The organism is bacterium, assembly GCA_021158245.1.
Taxonomy (GTDB): domain Bacteria; phylum Zhuqueibacterota; class QNDG01; order QNDG01; family QNDG01; genus QNDG01.
On sequence record JAGGVB010000104.1, the window covers coordinates 1 to 16,463 of the forward strand.

A 16,463-nucleotide genomic window follows, 5' to 3' on the forward strand; every position below is an offset into this window, starting at 1 on the left:
ACCTGGTATGTAAAAAGGGCCGTAAAGAGATTGAATCATGAAAGAAAGTCCGGTCTTAATATCCTGGATGCAGGTTCAGGTTTCGGACAATATTCCTATTATCTTGCCAAAAAATTTAAAAATGCAAAGGTAACAGGTGTTGAACTCAAGCAGGATCTTGTAGATGACTGCCTTGAGTTTACAGCAAATGCAAAGATAAAAAATCTCTCTTTTATCAGAGGAGATTTGTTGAAATTTCAAACCGGTGAGAAGTTTGACCTGATCATATCGGTTGATGTCCTGGAGCATATTGAAGATGACAGAACCCTTATGCGCAGATTTTCAGATTTATTGAAACCGGGCGGAGTTTTGTTAATCTCAACTCCCTCTCTTTTACGAAGCCACGAACACGACGGCTCTTTTGTGGGAGAACATTTCAGAGAAGGATATTCAAGAGAGGACATAGAAGAGAAATTGAATGAAGCCGGCCTGAAGATAAAAGAATTTGAGTATTCCTATGGACTGTTCGGTGATATAAGCTGGCGTATGGGAATAAGAAATACAATGCAGCTTATGGCAAAAGGAGCAGCAGGACGCGCTGCAGGAGTGTTATATCTTGGTATTATTCTATTACCGGTTCTTTTATTTATGGTTCTGGACTTCAGCATTAAAAACAGGCAGGGCACAGGAATTGTTGTTACTGCGGTGAAATAATTTAAATACAGTTCATCTCATGAAAAATGTGTTATTTCTCTCATATTATTTTCCTCCGGCAGGCGGATCAGCTGTTCAAAGAATTCTGAAATTCGTAAAATACCTGCCTGAATTCGGGTGGATGCCTCACGTAATTTCTGCAGATCCTTCCAGGTTTGTGCTGAAGGATAATTCTCTTGCAGATGAAATTCCCCTGCACGTACAGGTTGATTATACATCGGCGCCTGATTTTTACAATATCTACTCTCTGTTCAAATCAGGATCAAAGAAAAAAGGTAATGCTGATCTTGCAGCTTTATCAGGTGATTCCGAGCACAGCTCTTTAATATCACGTGCTGCTCTTTTTATTAGGTCAAGTTTATTCATTCCTGATGCAAGAGTAGGGTGGCTCCCGTATGTTCTCAAAGCCGGTGCGGATGTTATCAAAAGTAAAAAGATTGATGTGATATTTGCCACGGCACCGCCTTTTACAACTCTTGCGGCAGGGGCTGTTCTGTCCAAAATATCCAATATCCCTTATGTGATCGATTACCGTGACCCCTGGACAGGAGCCTATTTTTATTTTAAACGGCCCTTCATATCTGCAAAGTTTGAAGAATTCCTTGAGAGGAAATGCCTTGCAAAAGCGGACAGAGTTATATCAATTAATCAGCGTATTGCGAATGGTATGAAGAAAGTATGCAGGGATGTTTCGGTACTTGATAAAAAAATAGTTGTAATCCCCAATGGATATGACCCTGAAGATTTTACAAAACCGGAGCCGGTAAAATCCGGAAAAATTTTTACAATTGTATATACGGGTACACAGCATGCAAGAATGAACAGCATTAAATTTATAAAAGCTGTTGAAGATGCAGCGGAATTATCTCCGGAATTTAAAAGAGATCTGCTTATAAAATTTATCGGACGCACTTCGGAAGATGTTACTGATATTTTAAGCCAATCTTCCGTAACGGAACAAATAGAGATAATCGGCCACATGGGGCACAGAGAGTGTTTAAACCACACTGCAGGTGCGGACCTTCTTCTTCTGTTGATTCCCGAGGGGACAGGCAATGAGCTTATTGTAACAGGCAAGGTTTTTGAATACCTCAAATCCGGAAGGCCGGTTTTATGCCTTGCAGAAAAAGGAGACGCTCCTGATATTATCCGAAAAGCAGGTGCGGGTATTTCCATTTCCCCTGATAACAGAGAGAGTATAAAGGATTTTCTGTTAAAGAGCTACGGCCTGTTAAAAAATGGAAAACCCATTATTAATACTGAGAGAGATTCTGCTTTTATAGAAACGTTTGACAGGAAGAAGGCAACAGAAAGATTGTCGGATGTGTTAAAAGAAGCCTTACCTTAAGAAGTACAGCTTACTTAAATCCGGGTTTATATGAAGATATTAATAATTGTAGCAAATTCTTATCGTCACGACAGCAGAGTGGCAGCAGAAGCAGGAGTGCTGCATGATGCAGGCCATCAGGTTAATGTGATAGACTGGGACAGGAGAGGGGTTTATCCTGAGCTGGAGATTCTTGACGGTATTGCTGTTAATACAATTCGTCCCTGGCGTGCCGGTAAAAAGGGAGGAGTATGGTCAATTCAGATAATTTCCTTCTATGTAAAGGCTGTGAAAATTATAAGTAAAATGAATTTTGATGCTCTGCACTGCAATGATTTGGATACACTATTTGTCGGCCTGATTGTGAAGTCAGGGAAAAGATGCTCTCTGATATACGATGCCCACGAGATATATCTTTCTCTTTTGAGCAGGGGAAGGGCAAAATTTGTCAAACCTCTGTTCAGCATAATTGAAAGATCAGGTGTTAAAAAAGTTGATAAACTTATTGTGGCGGATGAAACATATATTGATTATTTTAAAGATGCGGGATACAGGGATGCCCTGCCAATATCCAATTTCAAGGAATTAAGAAAAGAGAAATTTATTGCTCCCGAAAGGGAGATGTTTACATTATGTTATCTCGGAGTTTTAAGCAGATCACGTTTTTTAACTGAACTGATTGATGTTGTAAAAGACATAGACAGAGTCCGCCTTGTAATTGGAGGGGCAGGAGCCTTGAGTGCGGCAGTTAAAGAGGCATCGGATAATCTGGAAAACGTAGAATTTTTAGGCCTGATTCCTCAGGATGAAGTAATCCCGTTGACAGAGACTTGCCATTGCGTTGTATGTATGATAGATCCGTCTGATTATAACAACAGAATAGCTTCTGCCAACAAGCAGTTTGAAGCAATGGTTGCAGCAAGGCCTGTAATAACTACTTTGGGAACAAGAAGCGGTGAGATTACAAAAGAGACAAAAAGCGGCCTTGTTATAGGATATTCAAAGTATGAACTAAGAAAGGCAATTATAAAACTGAGGGATAATCCCGGCCTTATTAAAAAATTCGGTAAAAATGCATTAAATGCTGCAAAAGAAAAGTATAACTGGAATTTTGAAAAGGATAAATTGATCCGATTGTACGACAGCCTGTCAAATTAACCCGGCTGTTTTGTGCTGCAGAGAGGAGGAAGTATTATGGCAAAGAAAAAGAAGCATTCAAGGAAATCCGAACAAAAAATAGAGCCCGGTACTGCAAAAGAGAGTTTTTCATGCAAGGCAGTAAAAATATGGGGAAAATATCACGATTTACTATCAATACTTATGCTTGCTGTACTGCTTCTAATTTTTTACGCTCCGGTCATGTTCTCCAACAAGACACTTCTTCCGCCTGATACTGTAGCTTCAAAGAGCTTTCAGCCGTTTGTAAAAGAGGCATTCCACCAGGGTGTTTATCCCCTGTGGAATCCTTACATTTTTTCAGGTATGCCATCTTTTGCAAGCTTGTCCCGTGCGCCGTACATGGATGTTACAGGTGATGTAATAAACGGCATTATCTGGCTTTGTAAACTTGTATTACCCCTTACGGATTTTACCAGGCTTTTTCTCAACTATCTTCTTTTCGGCGGGCTTCTGTATTTTCTTTTGAGGAAAAAGGGCTTAGACCCGGTGCCTGCACTATTCTCTTCCGCCGCTCTTGTTTTTATGCCTCAGATAGTTGCTTACGCTGCTTTCGGCCATACTACAAAACTGGCAACAGCAGCTCTTATTCCTCTTGTATTTTTACTGGTTGATCAGTTATTAAAAAAACAGAACATCCTCTATTTTTCTTTGACCTCTTTGGCAGTGGGGCTGCAGCTTTTACGATTTCATGTTCAGATTAATTTTTATTCCGCATTACTTGCAGGCGCGTATTTTATTTTTTGGGCAATTATTTCCATAAAAGATAAGGAGAAGGCAGGGAGAATCCTGAAGGGAGCACTTCTACTCGGAGCAGCATTTTTTATGGGATTTGTTGTTTCTTCTGTGGTCAACCTTTCAGTCTGGGAGTATTCTCATTATTCTATCCGCGGAGGAGCAGGGGGCTTGAGTTACGGATATGCTACAAACTGGTCATTCCCCCCTTCTGAAATAATTACGTTTTTCAATCCGTCATTTATGGGATTCGGCGGAAGAGAAACTTACTGGGGCGCCATGCCTTTTACTGATTTTCCAATGTATTTTGGTTCAGTAATACTGCTTCTTGCAGGACTGGCTTATCTTATTAAGAAGGAAAGAATTACACTATTTTTTATGATTGTCGCAGTGATAGCGCTTTTTATTTCATTCGGAAAACACTTCCCGGTTTTATACGGCCCCATGTTCAAAATTTTTCCTTTCTTTAACAAGTTCAGAGCGCCGAAGATGATTCACATACTGATTCAGATATCCATGGCTGTTCTTGCAGGATTCGGATTGCAGGCTGTTCTGAATTTTGATGAAGACGAGAAGAGCAGGCGTTTCATTCTTGTCAAACGTTATCTCCTGATTTTTACAGGCATTACTGCGGCAATATTCCTTTTTCTTCTTGTAGGAAAGGGTACGTACATGCATTGGGCAGTAAAAGCAAGGGCCGGAGCGGATCAGGCATTTCATCTTGCTTTAACAGACGGATTTAAAGAGCTGGTTTATGTGCTTCTCGCCGCTCTTTTCATATTCCAGACAATCAGAAAGAAGATGAATAAAAATATTCTGCCGCTTCTTTTAATTGCAATTATAATTGTGGATTTCTGGATGATTGACCGCCGTTTTGTTGAGCATAGGCCTGCTGCAAGTGTTAAATCGTATTTTGAAGATACGGGTGAGGTAGCTTTTCTGAAAAAACAAACAGGTTTTTTCAGAATTCTGCCTGTGGCTGACAGAAGAACTCCCAACTGGTACATGTACCATTCAATTGAAAGTGCTTACGGGTATCAGGGTGCAAAGGTGAAGATTTATCAAAAGCTCATGGATAATTTTAAAATGCCTGACCAGTTTCTTATAAAATACCTGAAACAAGAAGGAGGAAGATATGTATGGAGAAAAGAGGCTGAAATTTCTTCTCAGGCCTTACATGCACACAGAACATTTCTGCAGCTTACAAATACAAAATACATTGTGACTCCTTACGGTATAGCTCCTTATAATATTCCGGATTCAACACTGCGTGTAGTGTACAGGCCAAAGCATCAGGGCATGGATGCTGTGCTTGAATTTACCAGGGCTCTGCCAAGAGTTTATTTCCCGAAAAAGATTATACCCGTAAAAGGTGATACAGTAATGCTGCAGTATATTGCAAGCAGCGGTTTTGATGCTGAAAAAATGGCAGTTATTGACGGAAAGCCTGAAATGCAGATTGAGCCGTCAGATTCGAATTATGCAGAAATTACAGAAAAAGGGATACAGAATATAAAGATAGACGCAAGAGCAGCAACGCCCTGCCTTATGGTTTTAAGCGAAGTTTATTATCCTGCGGGATGGAAAGCCTATGTTGACGGGGATCAGGTAAAAATAGAAAGGGTAAATTATGCGTTCAGAGGTGTCTATCTTAAACCGGGCAGACATCATGTGGAATTTATTTTTAAACCCGAAAGCTTCACAAGAGGATTATGGGCAAGCATTGTAAGTTTCGGATTGCTCATTGCAGGTGCTGTTTTCGGTTTTATTAAAGAGAAAAAAAGGAAGAGGGCATAGGAAAAGGGAGAATTATGAGGTCTGTATTACGCCGTTTCCCGGGCGGATTTAAAAGTATACTTTTCATCCTCGCAGTGGGCAGCGGGCTGATCCTCCATTTTTATACTCAAAACGTTATTGAGCGGTTGCGGGAGGAATCACGCGCTTTTGTTCTGTTCTATGCTAATATGTATGCAAGAGCCGCAGAGACAGAGAGCGTGGAGGATCTAAGTTTTATTTTTGACAAAATAATTTTAAAAACTCATTTCCCGCTTATCTATACTGATTTTGAAAATAATCCGCTCATGTGGAAAGGTATTGGCGTTAACCCCGAAGACCGTTCTGATGAAGCTACGGAAAAAGTTAAAAGTATAATTCACAGCCTTGGCAAGGAGTTTGAACCTGTTTTGGTACATTATAAAAATCTTGTTCTCGGTAAATTGTACTACGGAGATTCTCAGCTGATTAATCAGCTGCGGTTACTTCCCTATGTTGAAGGAGGAATAGTTGTAATTTTTATTGTTGTGGGTTTTATAGGATTTGCAAACATAAAGCGGAGTGAACAGAGGCATATCTGGGTGGGAATGGCAAAGGAGACAGCACATCAGCTTGGGACCCCTATATCTTCGTTAATGGGATGGCTTGAAGTTATAAAAGAAGAGAATGAGGATGGCGGAACCAGTGTAGTGCAGGAGATGGAGAAGGATGTCAGAAGGCTGCATCAGGTTGCAACAAGATTTTCTCAAATTGGTTCCAAACCGAATATCAAGCCAAATGACATTGCAGATATTGTAAAAGCTACTGTTGAATATCTGCGCCGCAGGCTGCCGCACCTTGGGAAGAATGTTGTTATTAACGAACATTATGAGGATGTACCAAAAGTGCTTGTTACTCCGGATCTTTTTCAATGGGCACTTGAAAATATGCTGAAAAACAGCCTTGATGCAATGGATAAGGATGATTGTATAATAGATGTGGTTCTCGGGAATCAAAAAAACAGGAAATCTGTTTTTATAGAAGTGAAAGATAACGGCAAAGGAATGGATTTAAGAAAGCGAAGGCATATTTTTAAACCCGGATTTTCAACAAAGAAGCGGGGATGGGGCCTTGGCCTGACTCTTGCTAAAAGGATTATTGAAGAGTATCACATGGGCAGGTTATACGTAAAAGAGTCAAGGCCGGGAGTAGGTACTGTGATGCGTATAGAACTAAGGGTATGATGTTAAAATCAGAAGTGATGATCGGTTTTTCACCGGCAATGGAGGTGATTAAGTGAAGAAAATATACATCCACGAATTACACCAATTAACACTAATTAAAAATAGTGATAGAATTTTCTCCCTGTCTATGCCTCCCCCTGTGATGTCGTTTCGAATAAGCTGTGGAGTAAATTCATGAATTTGCTCTGACTGAAAAATCTTTTTAGTGAACGGTGGATAGTGAATTGGCCGCTCACCGCTTACACCATTTTTCCCTTCAGCCCTTGGTTTCCCGCTAAAAGCATGCGGGAAAGACGGAAAGTGCGTAAAGTTATAAAGTTGCAGAGAACAGTCTCGACTGTTTTATGCATATCTCACAAATGTTCTTTTTTCGGATTTATTGTTAAAAAGCATTGAAAAATTCAGAAAAAAATTGTATTTTGTATTATAGTTATTTAAGAAGATATCAAAAAAATAATCGGTAGTAAATATGAATAAAAAAAATCATATCAACTATTGGCGTGAAAGTTCACGGCATGATTTGGAATCTGCTAAAAGCATGTTTGATTCGGCAAGATATGATTGGTGTTTGTTTGCAGGACATTTAGTTTTGGAAAAGATTCTAAAGGCTGTTTTTGTTGATAGAAATGATAATCAAATACCACCCAAGATACATAATCTAGTAAGGCTATCTGAATTATGTAAAATAGAATTGAGTGATAATCAGAAGTTCTATCTAGACAAAATAAATGATTTCAACATCGCAACTCGTTATCCTGATTATAAATTAGAATTTTATAAGAGATGTGATAAAAAATATACGGAAGAATATTTTGGTAAAATCAAGGAGTTTTACAAATGGTTCAACTCCCTTCTGAAATAGAGGAAACAATAAAAAAATATCTTAAATCATTAAAGCAGCATAATGTTCCCGTAAAAGAAGCTATACTATTCGGCAGTTATGCAAAAGGTAATTATCAGGAATGGAGTGATATTGATATTGCCTTGGTTTCTGAAATATTTGTTGGTGACAGGATTAATGATAAAGACAAGATTAGAAGTATTACTCTATCTGTTAGCAGTCAAATTGAAGTAATTCCCTTTTCACCTCAGGATTTTAATGATCAAGATCCGTTTGTGAAAGAAATATTGAAAACAGGTTTAAAAGTAGCTTGATTGGTGAATTGTTTACTGCATAATAAAATACGGCCATGAGGCTGTATAAACAGTACAATCGAGAGGGAGCCTGCAACCGAAGCGATATTAAGAATGGAGTTACAATTTTTAATGAATTGTTTTGATGTAAAAAGACTGCTTCATATTCCGCTTGTGCGGAATATGAAGCAATGACAGCAAAGCGTCAATTCTGTTTTTTCTTAAGTTCCTTATCAATTAAAGCAACAAAGTTTTCAATTTCTTCCTTACTGAATCCGATTTTCTGAGAAATGATTTTTCCGCTTTTATCAATGATAATATTTCTCGGAATAAATTTAGTGGCAAACAGAGAGTAAACAGATCGGTCGGTATCAGGTGCCATTGGAAATGAAACACCTTTTGCTTTTTTAAACTTTATAACTTGTTCCAAGGTGTTTTCTCTGCCTATGGAAATAAGAAAAAAGTTTCTGCTTTTAAATTTTTTCCAGATGTCTTGTTCCAGATACGGCATCTCGGTCTTGCACGGCCCACACCAGTCGGCAAAGAAATTTATCATAACTACCTTGCCTTTAAGCCCGGTCATTGAAACAGTATCCCCGTCAGTTGTTACTACTTTAAAAAATGGGGACTGCTGGCCAATGGTAGTGATTGTGGATTCTTTTTCTTCTTTGTTTTGTGCGGATAAAAATGAATTAAAAACAAGAAGAAGAAAAATAGCGGTTGTCAAAACAGGCTTTTTCATAGTACTGTCCTCAGTTATTAAAAGAATTAATCACGATTATAAATTTATATAATACAATAAAAGATTGCAAAGGATATTTTACTTTTATTTTTTTGCACTCTTTTCTATATTACAGGTACTTAAGACGCAGAGGCAAGAATGGTAGAAAGAATTATTTTAAAAATTGTCAGAAAAATGAGCTGTTCTGAAGATGATTTATCAAAAGATGACTGCAGGGCAAAGATAGGTATGCTTGAAGGTGGAACCAGTATAATAGTGAATTTCGGATTATTCATTCTAAAAGCTGCCCTGGGATTAATGATAGGTTCTCTCTCTCTTACTGCAGATGCGTTCCATACTCTTTCGGATGTACTTACTTCTCTCGTTATTTTTGTTGCTTTTAAAATTTCAAAAAAAGAACCGGATGAAAAACACCCGTTCGGACACGGAAGAATGGAATCAGTTGCTACTTTAATTGTAGCGGTACTGCTTATTGTTGCCGGAGTGGAGTTTTTTCAAATATCCCTTTCAAGAGTGTTGCACCCGAAAGCTGTTGAAGCATCGTGGATAATTATTTTGATTGTACTTGCAACTGTTGTTGTAAAGGAAATGCTTGCACGCTTTTCAAGAGAGCTCGGAAAAGCTGTTAATTCCGCAGCACTTGAGGCTGATTTCTGGCATCACAGAATGGATGCGATCTCTTCACTTTTTGTAATTGCTGCACTTGCAGGTCAGCGATTCGGCTTTGAGCGTCTGGACGGAATTGCAGGAATCTTCGTTTCCATACTTGTAGCCTATACCGGATGGGATATTGCAAAGAGAGGTATTGATGAGATATTGGGCACAAGGCCTGATCGTAATTTTGTTGCCAAAATTAAAGGGGCTGTAAAAGAATTTCCTGGTGTTTATGATATTCACGATATGGTAATTCATAAATACGGAACAAAAATAATCCTCTCTTTTCATGTTGAAATTCCGGATTCATTCACTTTTAAGGAAGCCCATAATATTGCTGACAGGGTTGAAAAAAGCATTAATAAAAAATTTAATACATTCTGTACAATCCATATTGATCCTGTTAATATAAATGACCCTGAATTGATACAGTACCGTGAAAATATATCAGAACTGATAAACGAAAGATACAAGGGGGAAATTACATTTCATGATTTACGTCTTGTGGGAGATGGTATTGTAAAGAATCTTTTGTTTGACATCCAGTGTGCTCCTGACATGGGGGCGAAAGATACGAGGAACGCTGTAAAGTATTTGGAATCAGGGTTGTACAGTAAATTTTCCGAATTAAATGACATAATAATTGAAATTGAGCCTGCATATGCTATGTAAAAAACGAGAAAATCGTAAAAAAAGAGCTTCAAAGATTTTTACAGGAGCTGTAATTCTCTTTTCCGGAATAATAATTTCTGCAATAGGAGGAGAATCAATCAGAGTCTCCAATACGTCAGGTATGGGGTGTACAGTATCTTTTAATATTCAGAGCCTTTCAGTAAAGGATGTTGATACCGGAAATATTAAGTTTAAGCAGATTGATTTTAAAGGTGGTTTATGGTTTGGCAATGCCGGAGAGCCCAAAATTCCGTGTGCTTCTTTTTTAATAGGAATTCCTGAATCTGGGAACGTGTCTGTAAAAGTAACTACAGGGGAATATGAAGACCATGATAATATTTCAATTATTCCCATACCTTTTGAACATGAGAAAAACGGATTTTCTGTAACTGAATTCAGGAAAGGTGCGGCATATAACAAGAATCAATCTTTTCCGGGCTATATTTACAAAACAGGTACTCCGGGTTTCATCAGAGAAAACCGTGTAGTTAAAATTACAATTTTTCCTGTTCAGTACAATCCTGTACAAAAGTCGGTAAGAATCTTCCACTCCATAAGAGTTGATGTTAACTGGCAGAAAGAAGTTGGTATTTCCGGAAAGAAGAACAGAAATAAAAATCCAATGAGCAAATTGCTTGTCAACTATGCGCAGGCAGGGAATTTTATAGTAAAGCGGAAAATTCCATCAATTAAAAAGATATCTTTTCCTGCAAAGGGGAAAAGATATAAAATACCGGTCAGCAGTACAGGAATGTATGTAATTTCAGGAACATTCTTAAAAGATAATAATATTGATATCAACTCAATTAACGTATCAACCATAAAAATATTCAATAACGGAGGCAGAGAGCTTCCAAGGCCTCTTTCTGCTGAAAGGCCGGACAGCCTGCAGCAGGTTCCGGTGCTTGTTACAGGTATTGACGACGGGACATTTGATGAAAACGATAAAATAATATTTTTCGCAAGAGGCACCTCAGGCACAGTGTATGATAAGCAAAAAAAGATATATACACATTATCTTAACAGGTACACAACTGAAAATATCTACTGGCTATGTTTTAATGACGGTAAAGAGGGCTTGCGCCTTAAGACAAAGCAGGTGAGCGGAGCAAGCAGTACGGTTTTGCCATATTTCCCTGACCACTATTTTTATGAACAGGACAGAATCCCTCTGTTCAGGGGCGGAATGTCATGGTACAATACAGAGTTGAGTTCAGTTTATCCTGCTCAGCACTACACTTTTTTTGCCCACAATCCCGCTGAATCCCTGCCTTTTGTTATCAGAATAAGGCTTAAGGGCGGGACTACAGACAATCACTATTTCAGCATAAAGCTTAACTGGAATGATATAAGTTCATTCGGATTGGGCAACACACAGGTTGTTGTTAAAAGTATTGAAAGAAGCGGCGGATTAAAATCAGGGGAAAATGATATATCAATTGAATATTCGGCAAGCGGAGAAGGGGCAAAAAGTTTTGTTGACTGGTACGAAGTTGACTATATGCGGGAAACAAAAGCTGAAAACGGATCGCTTGTATTTTATTCTCCGGAAGAAACCGGAAATTTTTCTTATAACCTGACAGGTTTTACAGATAAACCTATTGTTATGGATGTAACTGATCAGGGAGATGAATCCATAGTTGATGTTGTAAATTCTTCGGAGGGATGGACTTTTTCGGATGTTGTATCTGATTTGCCTCGTATGTATGCAGCGTACGATTTTTCATCATTTCTGGAGCCGGGTGCAATAATCAGTGCCGATCCTCCTGGACTTCGAAACACGGATAACAGTGCTGATATGATCATTATAACAGCCGGGGATTTTCTTCAGGAGGCAGAAGAAATAGCTGCTGTTCACAGAGATACTGATACTCTCGCTGTTTTTGTTACAACGATTGACAAAGTATATGATGAGTTCGGGTGGGGGCTTAAAGATCCTGTTGCAATACGTGATTTTGTAAAATATGCCTATTTAAACTGGCAGAAACAGCCGGTTTATCTCCTCTTGTTCGGAGGCGGGCATTTTGATTATCGTAATCTGCTTTCCGGTTCGCAGCCGAACAAAATACCGCCATTTGAATACGAAGGTTCAAGCCTTCAGCAGTCACGTGCTGCTGATGATTTTTACTGTTATATTTCAGGTGATGATGTGTATCCTGATATTGCTGTAGGAAGAATCCCTGCATGGAATACAGATGATGCGGAAGTTGTAACAGGGAAAATCATATCTTATATTAGAACCCCTCAATCAGGATTATGGAAGGGCCTTGTTACATTTCTCGGAGACGATGAAAAAGCTGCCACAGGGAAAGAGAACGAAACAACTCATATAATTGCCAGCGAGAATATCGCAGAAACAACAGTACCTGCAAGGTACAACAAAAAGAAGATATATTTAACAGAATATCCTGAAAGTTACACAACCCAGAGGCGGCTCCGCCCGAAAGCGAGAGAGGCTCTCCTTAATCAAATTAATCAGGGAACTGTATTGTTTAATTTTATCGGACACGGGAATAAAAGTGTGTGGACGCACGAATGGGTTTTTCACAGAGATATTGATATCCCCCTTCTTGAGAACGGAGAAAAACTTCCTTTGTTTTACGGAGCAACCTGTGCTTTTGCCCAATACGATGACCCGGAAGATAGATCATTTGCAGAAGCCCTGCTTACAGCTCAAAATAAGGGCGGGATAGCTTCAATCGGCGCTTCAAGATTCTGCAGCTCAGTACCGAACGAAGCTCTCGATAAATCTTTTATAAGCTTTCTTCTCCGTGATACATTAAGTTTCGGGTTATCTCTTCAGTTTGCCAAATCAGTAGTTTCATATTCAAGCAATAATGAACTTTACCATCTGCTTGGCGACCCTGCTATGAAACTTGCAGTACCGAGGTATAATGCAGAATTGATTTCCATGGAGCCGGATTCGTTTAAGGCCTTGAGTGTTGTCCATGTTAAGGGAAGAGTTGAGAAGGACAATACTTTATGGGATTCTTTTAACGGGAAAGTCAATATATGCGCTTTTGATTCAAAAAAAGATGTTACTTATACAACAATGTACAACACTCAAATAAAATATAAACTTGCAGGGAATCCTCTTTTCAGAGGTGAAGGAAAGATAAAAGATGGTATATTTAATGTTGATTTTGTTGTACCCAAGGATATCTCTTACGGGGGAAATGAAGGAAGAATCTATTTTTACTTCAGCGATAATGATGTTGACGGCAGCGGATACATGGATAATGTGGCTGTAGGGGGCAGTACCTTTCTGAATGATAAGAGAGGCCCTGATGTTCATATATTATTTAAGGGATACGAAAACTTCATGTCAGGAGATATGATAAATGAAAATCCGCAGTTAATCGCAGAGATAAACGATGATAAGAGCGGAGTAAACATTACAGGTGAGATAGGCCATAAGATTATTCTTACAATTGATAATGCCGAACAGAAAGATTTAACAGAGCTGTTCTCTTATGAAGAGGGGAGTTATCTGTCCGGGAAAATTATTTATACACTGAATGGCCTTAATGAAGGTATCCATTTACTGAAGATTAAAGCATGGGATAATGCAAATAACTCTTCTGAGATATCGGCAGATTGTAAAGTTGTTCCGGAAAACAATCTTTTTTTTGAAGATGTGCTTCCCTATCCCAATCCGTTTTTCAGTACAACTTCCATTACATTTAAACTGAATATTGAGGCGGATATTACCATTAAAATATTTACTGTTGACGGAAGAATGATAAGAAAAATAGATTCAATATGGGCGGCTCCGGGATTTAATATGGTTGAGTGGGACGGGCTTGACAGTGCAGGAAACCAGATTGCAAATGGAGTCTATCTGTACAAATTGGAAGCCAGGGCTCAGGCCCAGTCCGGTGAACTCAGCAAGAGTTACATCGGTAAGGTTATGAAAATGCGTTAAAGTTATAAAGTTTGTAAAGTTTATAAAGTTGAAAGTTATAAAGTATATAATGTGTGATGTAGGGGAATCGGGGAATAAGGAAATAAAATCGGTATGGGTGCTGTACAAAAAGTACAACCTAAAATTACAGATGTCATCGTGAGGGATTCCGCTTTGCGGAAGACCGAAGCGATCTCATGAGTGATGCGGGGAGCAATGATTAGAATCTAATTTAATGTGAGGAGATTGCTTCGCATTCCACTGGCGCGGAATGCTCGCAATGACAGGGAAATTATAAAGTTGAAAGTTATAAAGTATATAATGTGTGATGTAGGGGAATCGGGGAATAAGGGAATGAAATTCTTTTAAAACCCCGAAGGGGTGACATTATTGCAGGAGAATTTATGTATTCGGATATAGTCAGGGATCATTTTGCAAATCCCCGGAACATCGGTGAAATAGCCTCTCCTGATGCTGCGGGTTCTGCAAAAAACGAGGCAGACGGTGACAAGGTAGAGCTTCAGCTTAAAATAAAGAATAATATAATCAGCGATGTAAAAGTAAAAGTTATGGGATGTGTTGCTGCAATTGCAAGCTCCAGCATGCTCACTGAAATGATTAAAGGGATGAAGGTTGACGAGGCAAGAAATTTTTCCAGGGAAAAACTCGTAACAGCACTCGGAGGGCTTCCCGAGCATAAGATCAGATGTTCCCTTACATGCATAGATGCTCTGCAAAATGCTCTTGATTCTTTTTCGGACTGATAAAACCAAATGGAAAAAGATTTTTATTATACTATAAGAAAGAGTTCTGTTTGCGAAATCAAGATTAAAGGTTCTCGTTTTATAGGGCATGTATTTAAAGCAGAAACCAGAGAATCGGCAGAAACTCATCTTGAGCAAATCAGAAAGCAGCACCACAGTGCAACACATAACTGTTTTGCATACAGAGTAGGATCAGGAGACTCCTCAATTTTCAGATCAAGTGATGACGGAGAACCTTCCGGAACTGCAGGCAGGCCCATTTTAGAGGCTCTTGATTCAAAAGAGCTGACAAATGCAGTTTGTATTGTCACCCGTTATTACGGAGGGACAAAACTCGGCACAGGGGGCTTAATTCGTGCTTATGGAGGTTGTGCGGCTGAGGCACTTGATGCAGCAGGATTAGAGAAAAAAATTATATTTCACAGAGTATCTATTCAGTTCCCTTATGAGCTGACTGGCTCTGTTATGGGTGTGATTTCTCAAACAGAATGTAAGGTCAATGAAACGAAGTACGGATCCGATACGGAGATGATTCTTGATGTACGTGTTTCATTGATAGATCAATTTATAAAAAGAGTTAATGATGCATGTTCCGGGAAAGCTGCTGTTTCCCGTATGGAGGAGTAGATTATTAAACTGATTATTTTGATAATTGCATTTATTTCCTCAGCTTTTTTTTCCGGTACTGAAACTGCACTTATAAGTGTTAATAGAATAAAGCTGGAAATCTGGATAAAAAGAGGGGTTAAAGGCGCTGAACGAATTTACGGGTTTCTCGGCAATATTGAGGCATCCCTGATAACCACTCTCGTAGGTACAAATATAGCAGTAATAGCAGCTTCAACCCTTATGACATTTTATCTTAAAAAAGTACTGAGCGGGTTCTGGATTGCTGCAGTAAGTTCCGCAATACTTCTTCTGGTCGGCGAGATACTTCCCAAAACTTTTGCAAGGGACAGAGCAGCAAGCATTCTCCGATATACGATGTATCCCTTTATTTTTTTCAGGTGGCTTCTTTTCCCTCTGACAACTCTGATTAAATGGCTCTCGTCCGCTCTTTTAAAATCATTCACAGCAGAGAGAACAAAAAGAGAGACTATTCTGACAAGAACATATCTTGGAAAACTCGTACGAGAAGGGAGTAATGCAGGAGCGGTTAATGAGAGAGAGAGCAGTATTATTTCCAAATTTATTTCTTACGGCAACAAAGAGATAAGAAAGATTATGATACCGCGTACAGAAGTTGAAGCAGTACATATTGATGAGCCGATTAAAAATGTGATAGAAGTATTGGAAAATTCCGGATTTTCCCGTATCCCTGTAATTAAAGATCAGGTAGATGATATTGCGGGAATAATTACTGCAAAAGATGTGATTCTGAATAATCCTGAAAATATTGAAGATGTTTTACGTAAAGCTTATTTTGTGCCTGAGACAAGTACTATTATCGATACATTTCGTCAGATGCAGAACAACAAGGAGTCTATTGCAATTGTTGTTGATGAATACGGCGGAGTTGCAGGGCTTGTAACACTTGAAGATATTGTTGAAGAGTTTTTCGGAGAGATAAATGACGAGTACGATGAAGATGAAGTACTGTTTAGAAACATAACTCCTAATTCGGCAGAAGTAAAAGCAAAAATAGATATAAAAGATTTAAACGATA

Annotated in this window: 13 protein-coding genes; 12 read left to right on the forward strand and 1 reads right to left on the reverse strand. The window is 38.8% G+C overall.

The features are described from left to right. From J7K93_06115 to J7K93_06145, 7 genes are all read left to right on the forward strand, one after another. Positions 1 to 693: class I SAM-dependent methyltransferase (locus J7K93_06115; GenBank protein ID MCD6116569.1), on the forward strand; the 693-nt coding region annotated here is incomplete at its 5' end. Between the two features lie 19 nt (positions 694 to 712). Further along, positions 713 to 2,041, forward strand: a complete 1,329-nt coding sequence (locus J7K93_06120) for a glycosyltransferase (GenBank protein ID MCD6116570.1) — start codon at positions 713 to 715, stop codon at positions 2,039 to 2,041. Between the two features lie 30 nt (positions 2,042 to 2,071). Beyond that, positions 2,072 to 3,178, forward strand: a complete 1,107-nt coding sequence (locus J7K93_06125; GenBank protein ID MCD6116571.1) for a glycosyltransferase — start codon at positions 2,072 to 2,074, stop codon at positions 3,176 to 3,178. A 36-nt stretch (positions 3,179 to 3,214) separates the two neighbouring features. Then, positions 3,215 to 5,728 (forward strand): YfhO family protein, encoded by a 2,514-nt coding sequence (locus J7K93_06130; GenBank protein MCD6116572.1) that lies wholly within the window; start codon positions 3,215 to 3,217, stop codon positions 5,726 to 5,728. A 14-nt stretch (positions 5,729 to 5,742) separates the two neighbouring features. Next, complete coding sequence (locus J7K93_06135) at positions 5,743 to 6,927, forward strand: HAMP domain-containing histidine kinase (GenBank protein ID MCD6116573.1); 1,185 nt, start codon at positions 5,743 to 5,745, stop codon at positions 6,925 to 6,927. Between the two features lie 469 nt (positions 6,928 to 7,396). Continuing rightward, entirely contained in the window at positions 7,397 to 7,789 is a 393-nt protein-coding gene (locus tag J7K93_06140; protein ID MCD6116574.1) for a HEPN domain-containing protein, read from the forward strand. Next, positions 7,765 to 8,082 carry a nucleotidyltransferase domain-containing protein gene (locus J7K93_06145; protein MCD6116575.1) on the forward strand — a complete coding sequence of 106 codons (318 nt, stop codon included), beginning with the start codon at positions 7,765 to 7,767 and terminating at the stop codon, positions 8,080 to 8,082. The genes J7K93_06140 and J7K93_06145 overlap by 25 nt, the downstream gene beginning before the upstream one ends. Before the next feature lie 184 nt (positions 8,083 to 8,266). On the opposite strand, the gene J7K93_06150 is transcribed toward J7K93_06145, so the two are convergent. Continuing rightward, positions 8,267 to 8,803, reverse strand: coding sequence for a redoxin domain-containing protein (locus J7K93_06150; protein ID MCD6116576.1), 537 nt, complete (start codon positions 8,801 to 8,803; stop codon positions 8,267 to 8,269). A 138-nt stretch (positions 8,804 to 8,941) separates the two neighbouring features. Between J7K93_06150 and J7K93_06155 the strand changes: the two genes are divergently transcribed. The 5 genes from J7K93_06155 to J7K93_06175 all read left to right on the forward strand — a co-directional run. Beyond that, on the forward strand, positions 8,942 to 10,129 hold the full coding sequence (locus J7K93_06155) for a cation transporter (protein MCD6116577.1): 1,188 nt from the start codon (positions 8,942 to 8,944) through the stop codon (positions 10,127 to 10,129). Then, a complete protein-coding gene (gene porU, locus J7K93_06160; protein MCD6116578.1) occupies positions 10,119 to 14,054 on the forward strand; it encodes a type IX secretion system sortase PorU in 3,936 nt (1,311 codons plus the stop codon). The genes J7K93_06155 and porU overlap by 11 nt, the downstream gene beginning before the upstream one ends. Before the next feature lie 383 nt (positions 14,055 to 14,437). Next, on the forward strand, positions 14,438 to 14,797 hold the full coding sequence (locus tag J7K93_06165) for an iron-sulfur cluster assembly scaffold protein (GenBank protein MCD6116579.1): 360 nt from the start codon (positions 14,438 to 14,440) through the stop codon (positions 14,795 to 14,797). Positions 14,798 to 14,806: 9 nt separating this feature from the next. Next, positions 14,807 to 15,424 carry a YigZ family protein gene (locus J7K93_06170; GenBank protein MCD6116580.1) on the forward strand — a complete coding sequence of 206 codons (618 nt, stop codon included), beginning with the start codon at positions 14,807 to 14,809 and terminating at the stop codon, positions 15,422 to 15,424. An 18-nt stretch (positions 15,425 to 15,442) separates the two neighbouring features. After that, positions 15,443 to 16,463, forward strand: a 1,021-nt coding sequence (locus tag J7K93_06175; GenBank protein ID MCD6116581.1) for an HlyC/CorC family transporter, incomplete at its 3' end; no start/stop codon positions are given.

Excerpts from the sequence above, each read along its gene's own strand:
- J7K93_06165 (MCD6116579.1), top strand. The coding sequence starts at position 14,438 with ATGTATTCGGATATAGTCAGGGATCATTTTGCAAATCCCCGGAACATC.
- J7K93_06125 (MCD6116571.1), top strand. The coding sequence starts at position 2,072 with ATGAAGATATTAATAATTGTAGCAAATTCTTATCGTCACGACAGCAGA.
- J7K93_06135 (MCD6116573.1), top strand. The coding sequence starts at position 5,743 with ATGAGGTCTGTATTACGCCGTTTCCCGGGCGGATTTAAAAGTATACTT.
- J7K93_06130 (MCD6116572.1), top strand. The coding sequence starts at position 3,215 with ATGGCAAAGAAAAAGAAGCATTCAAGGAAATCCGAACAAAAAATAGAG.
- J7K93_06170 (MCD6116580.1), top strand. The coding sequence starts at position 14,807 with ATGGAAAAAGATTTTTATTATACTATAAGAAAGAGTTCTGTTTGCGAA.
- J7K93_06120 (MCD6116570.1), top strand. The coding sequence starts at position 713 with ATGAAAAATGTGTTATTTCTCTCATATTATTTTCCTCCGGCAGGCGGA.
- porU (MCD6116578.1), top strand. The coding sequence starts at position 10,119 with ATGCTATGTAAAAAACGAGAAAATCGTAAAAAAAGAGCTTCAAAGATT.
- J7K93_06155 (MCD6116577.1), top strand. The coding sequence starts at position 8,942 with ATGGTAGAAAGAATTATTTTAAAAATTGTCAGAAAAATGAGCTGTTCT.
- J7K93_06150 (MCD6116576.1), bottom strand. The coding sequence starts at position 8,803 with ATGAAAAAGCCTGTTTTGACAACCGCTATTTTTCTTCTTCTTGTTTTT.
- J7K93_06140 (MCD6116574.1), top strand. The coding sequence starts at position 7,397 with ATGAATAAAAAAAATCATATCAACTATTGGCGTGAAAGTTCACGGCAT.
- J7K93_06145 (MCD6116575.1), top strand. The coding sequence starts at position 7,765 with ATGGTTCAACTCCCTTCTGAAATAGAGGAAACAATAAAAAAATATCTT.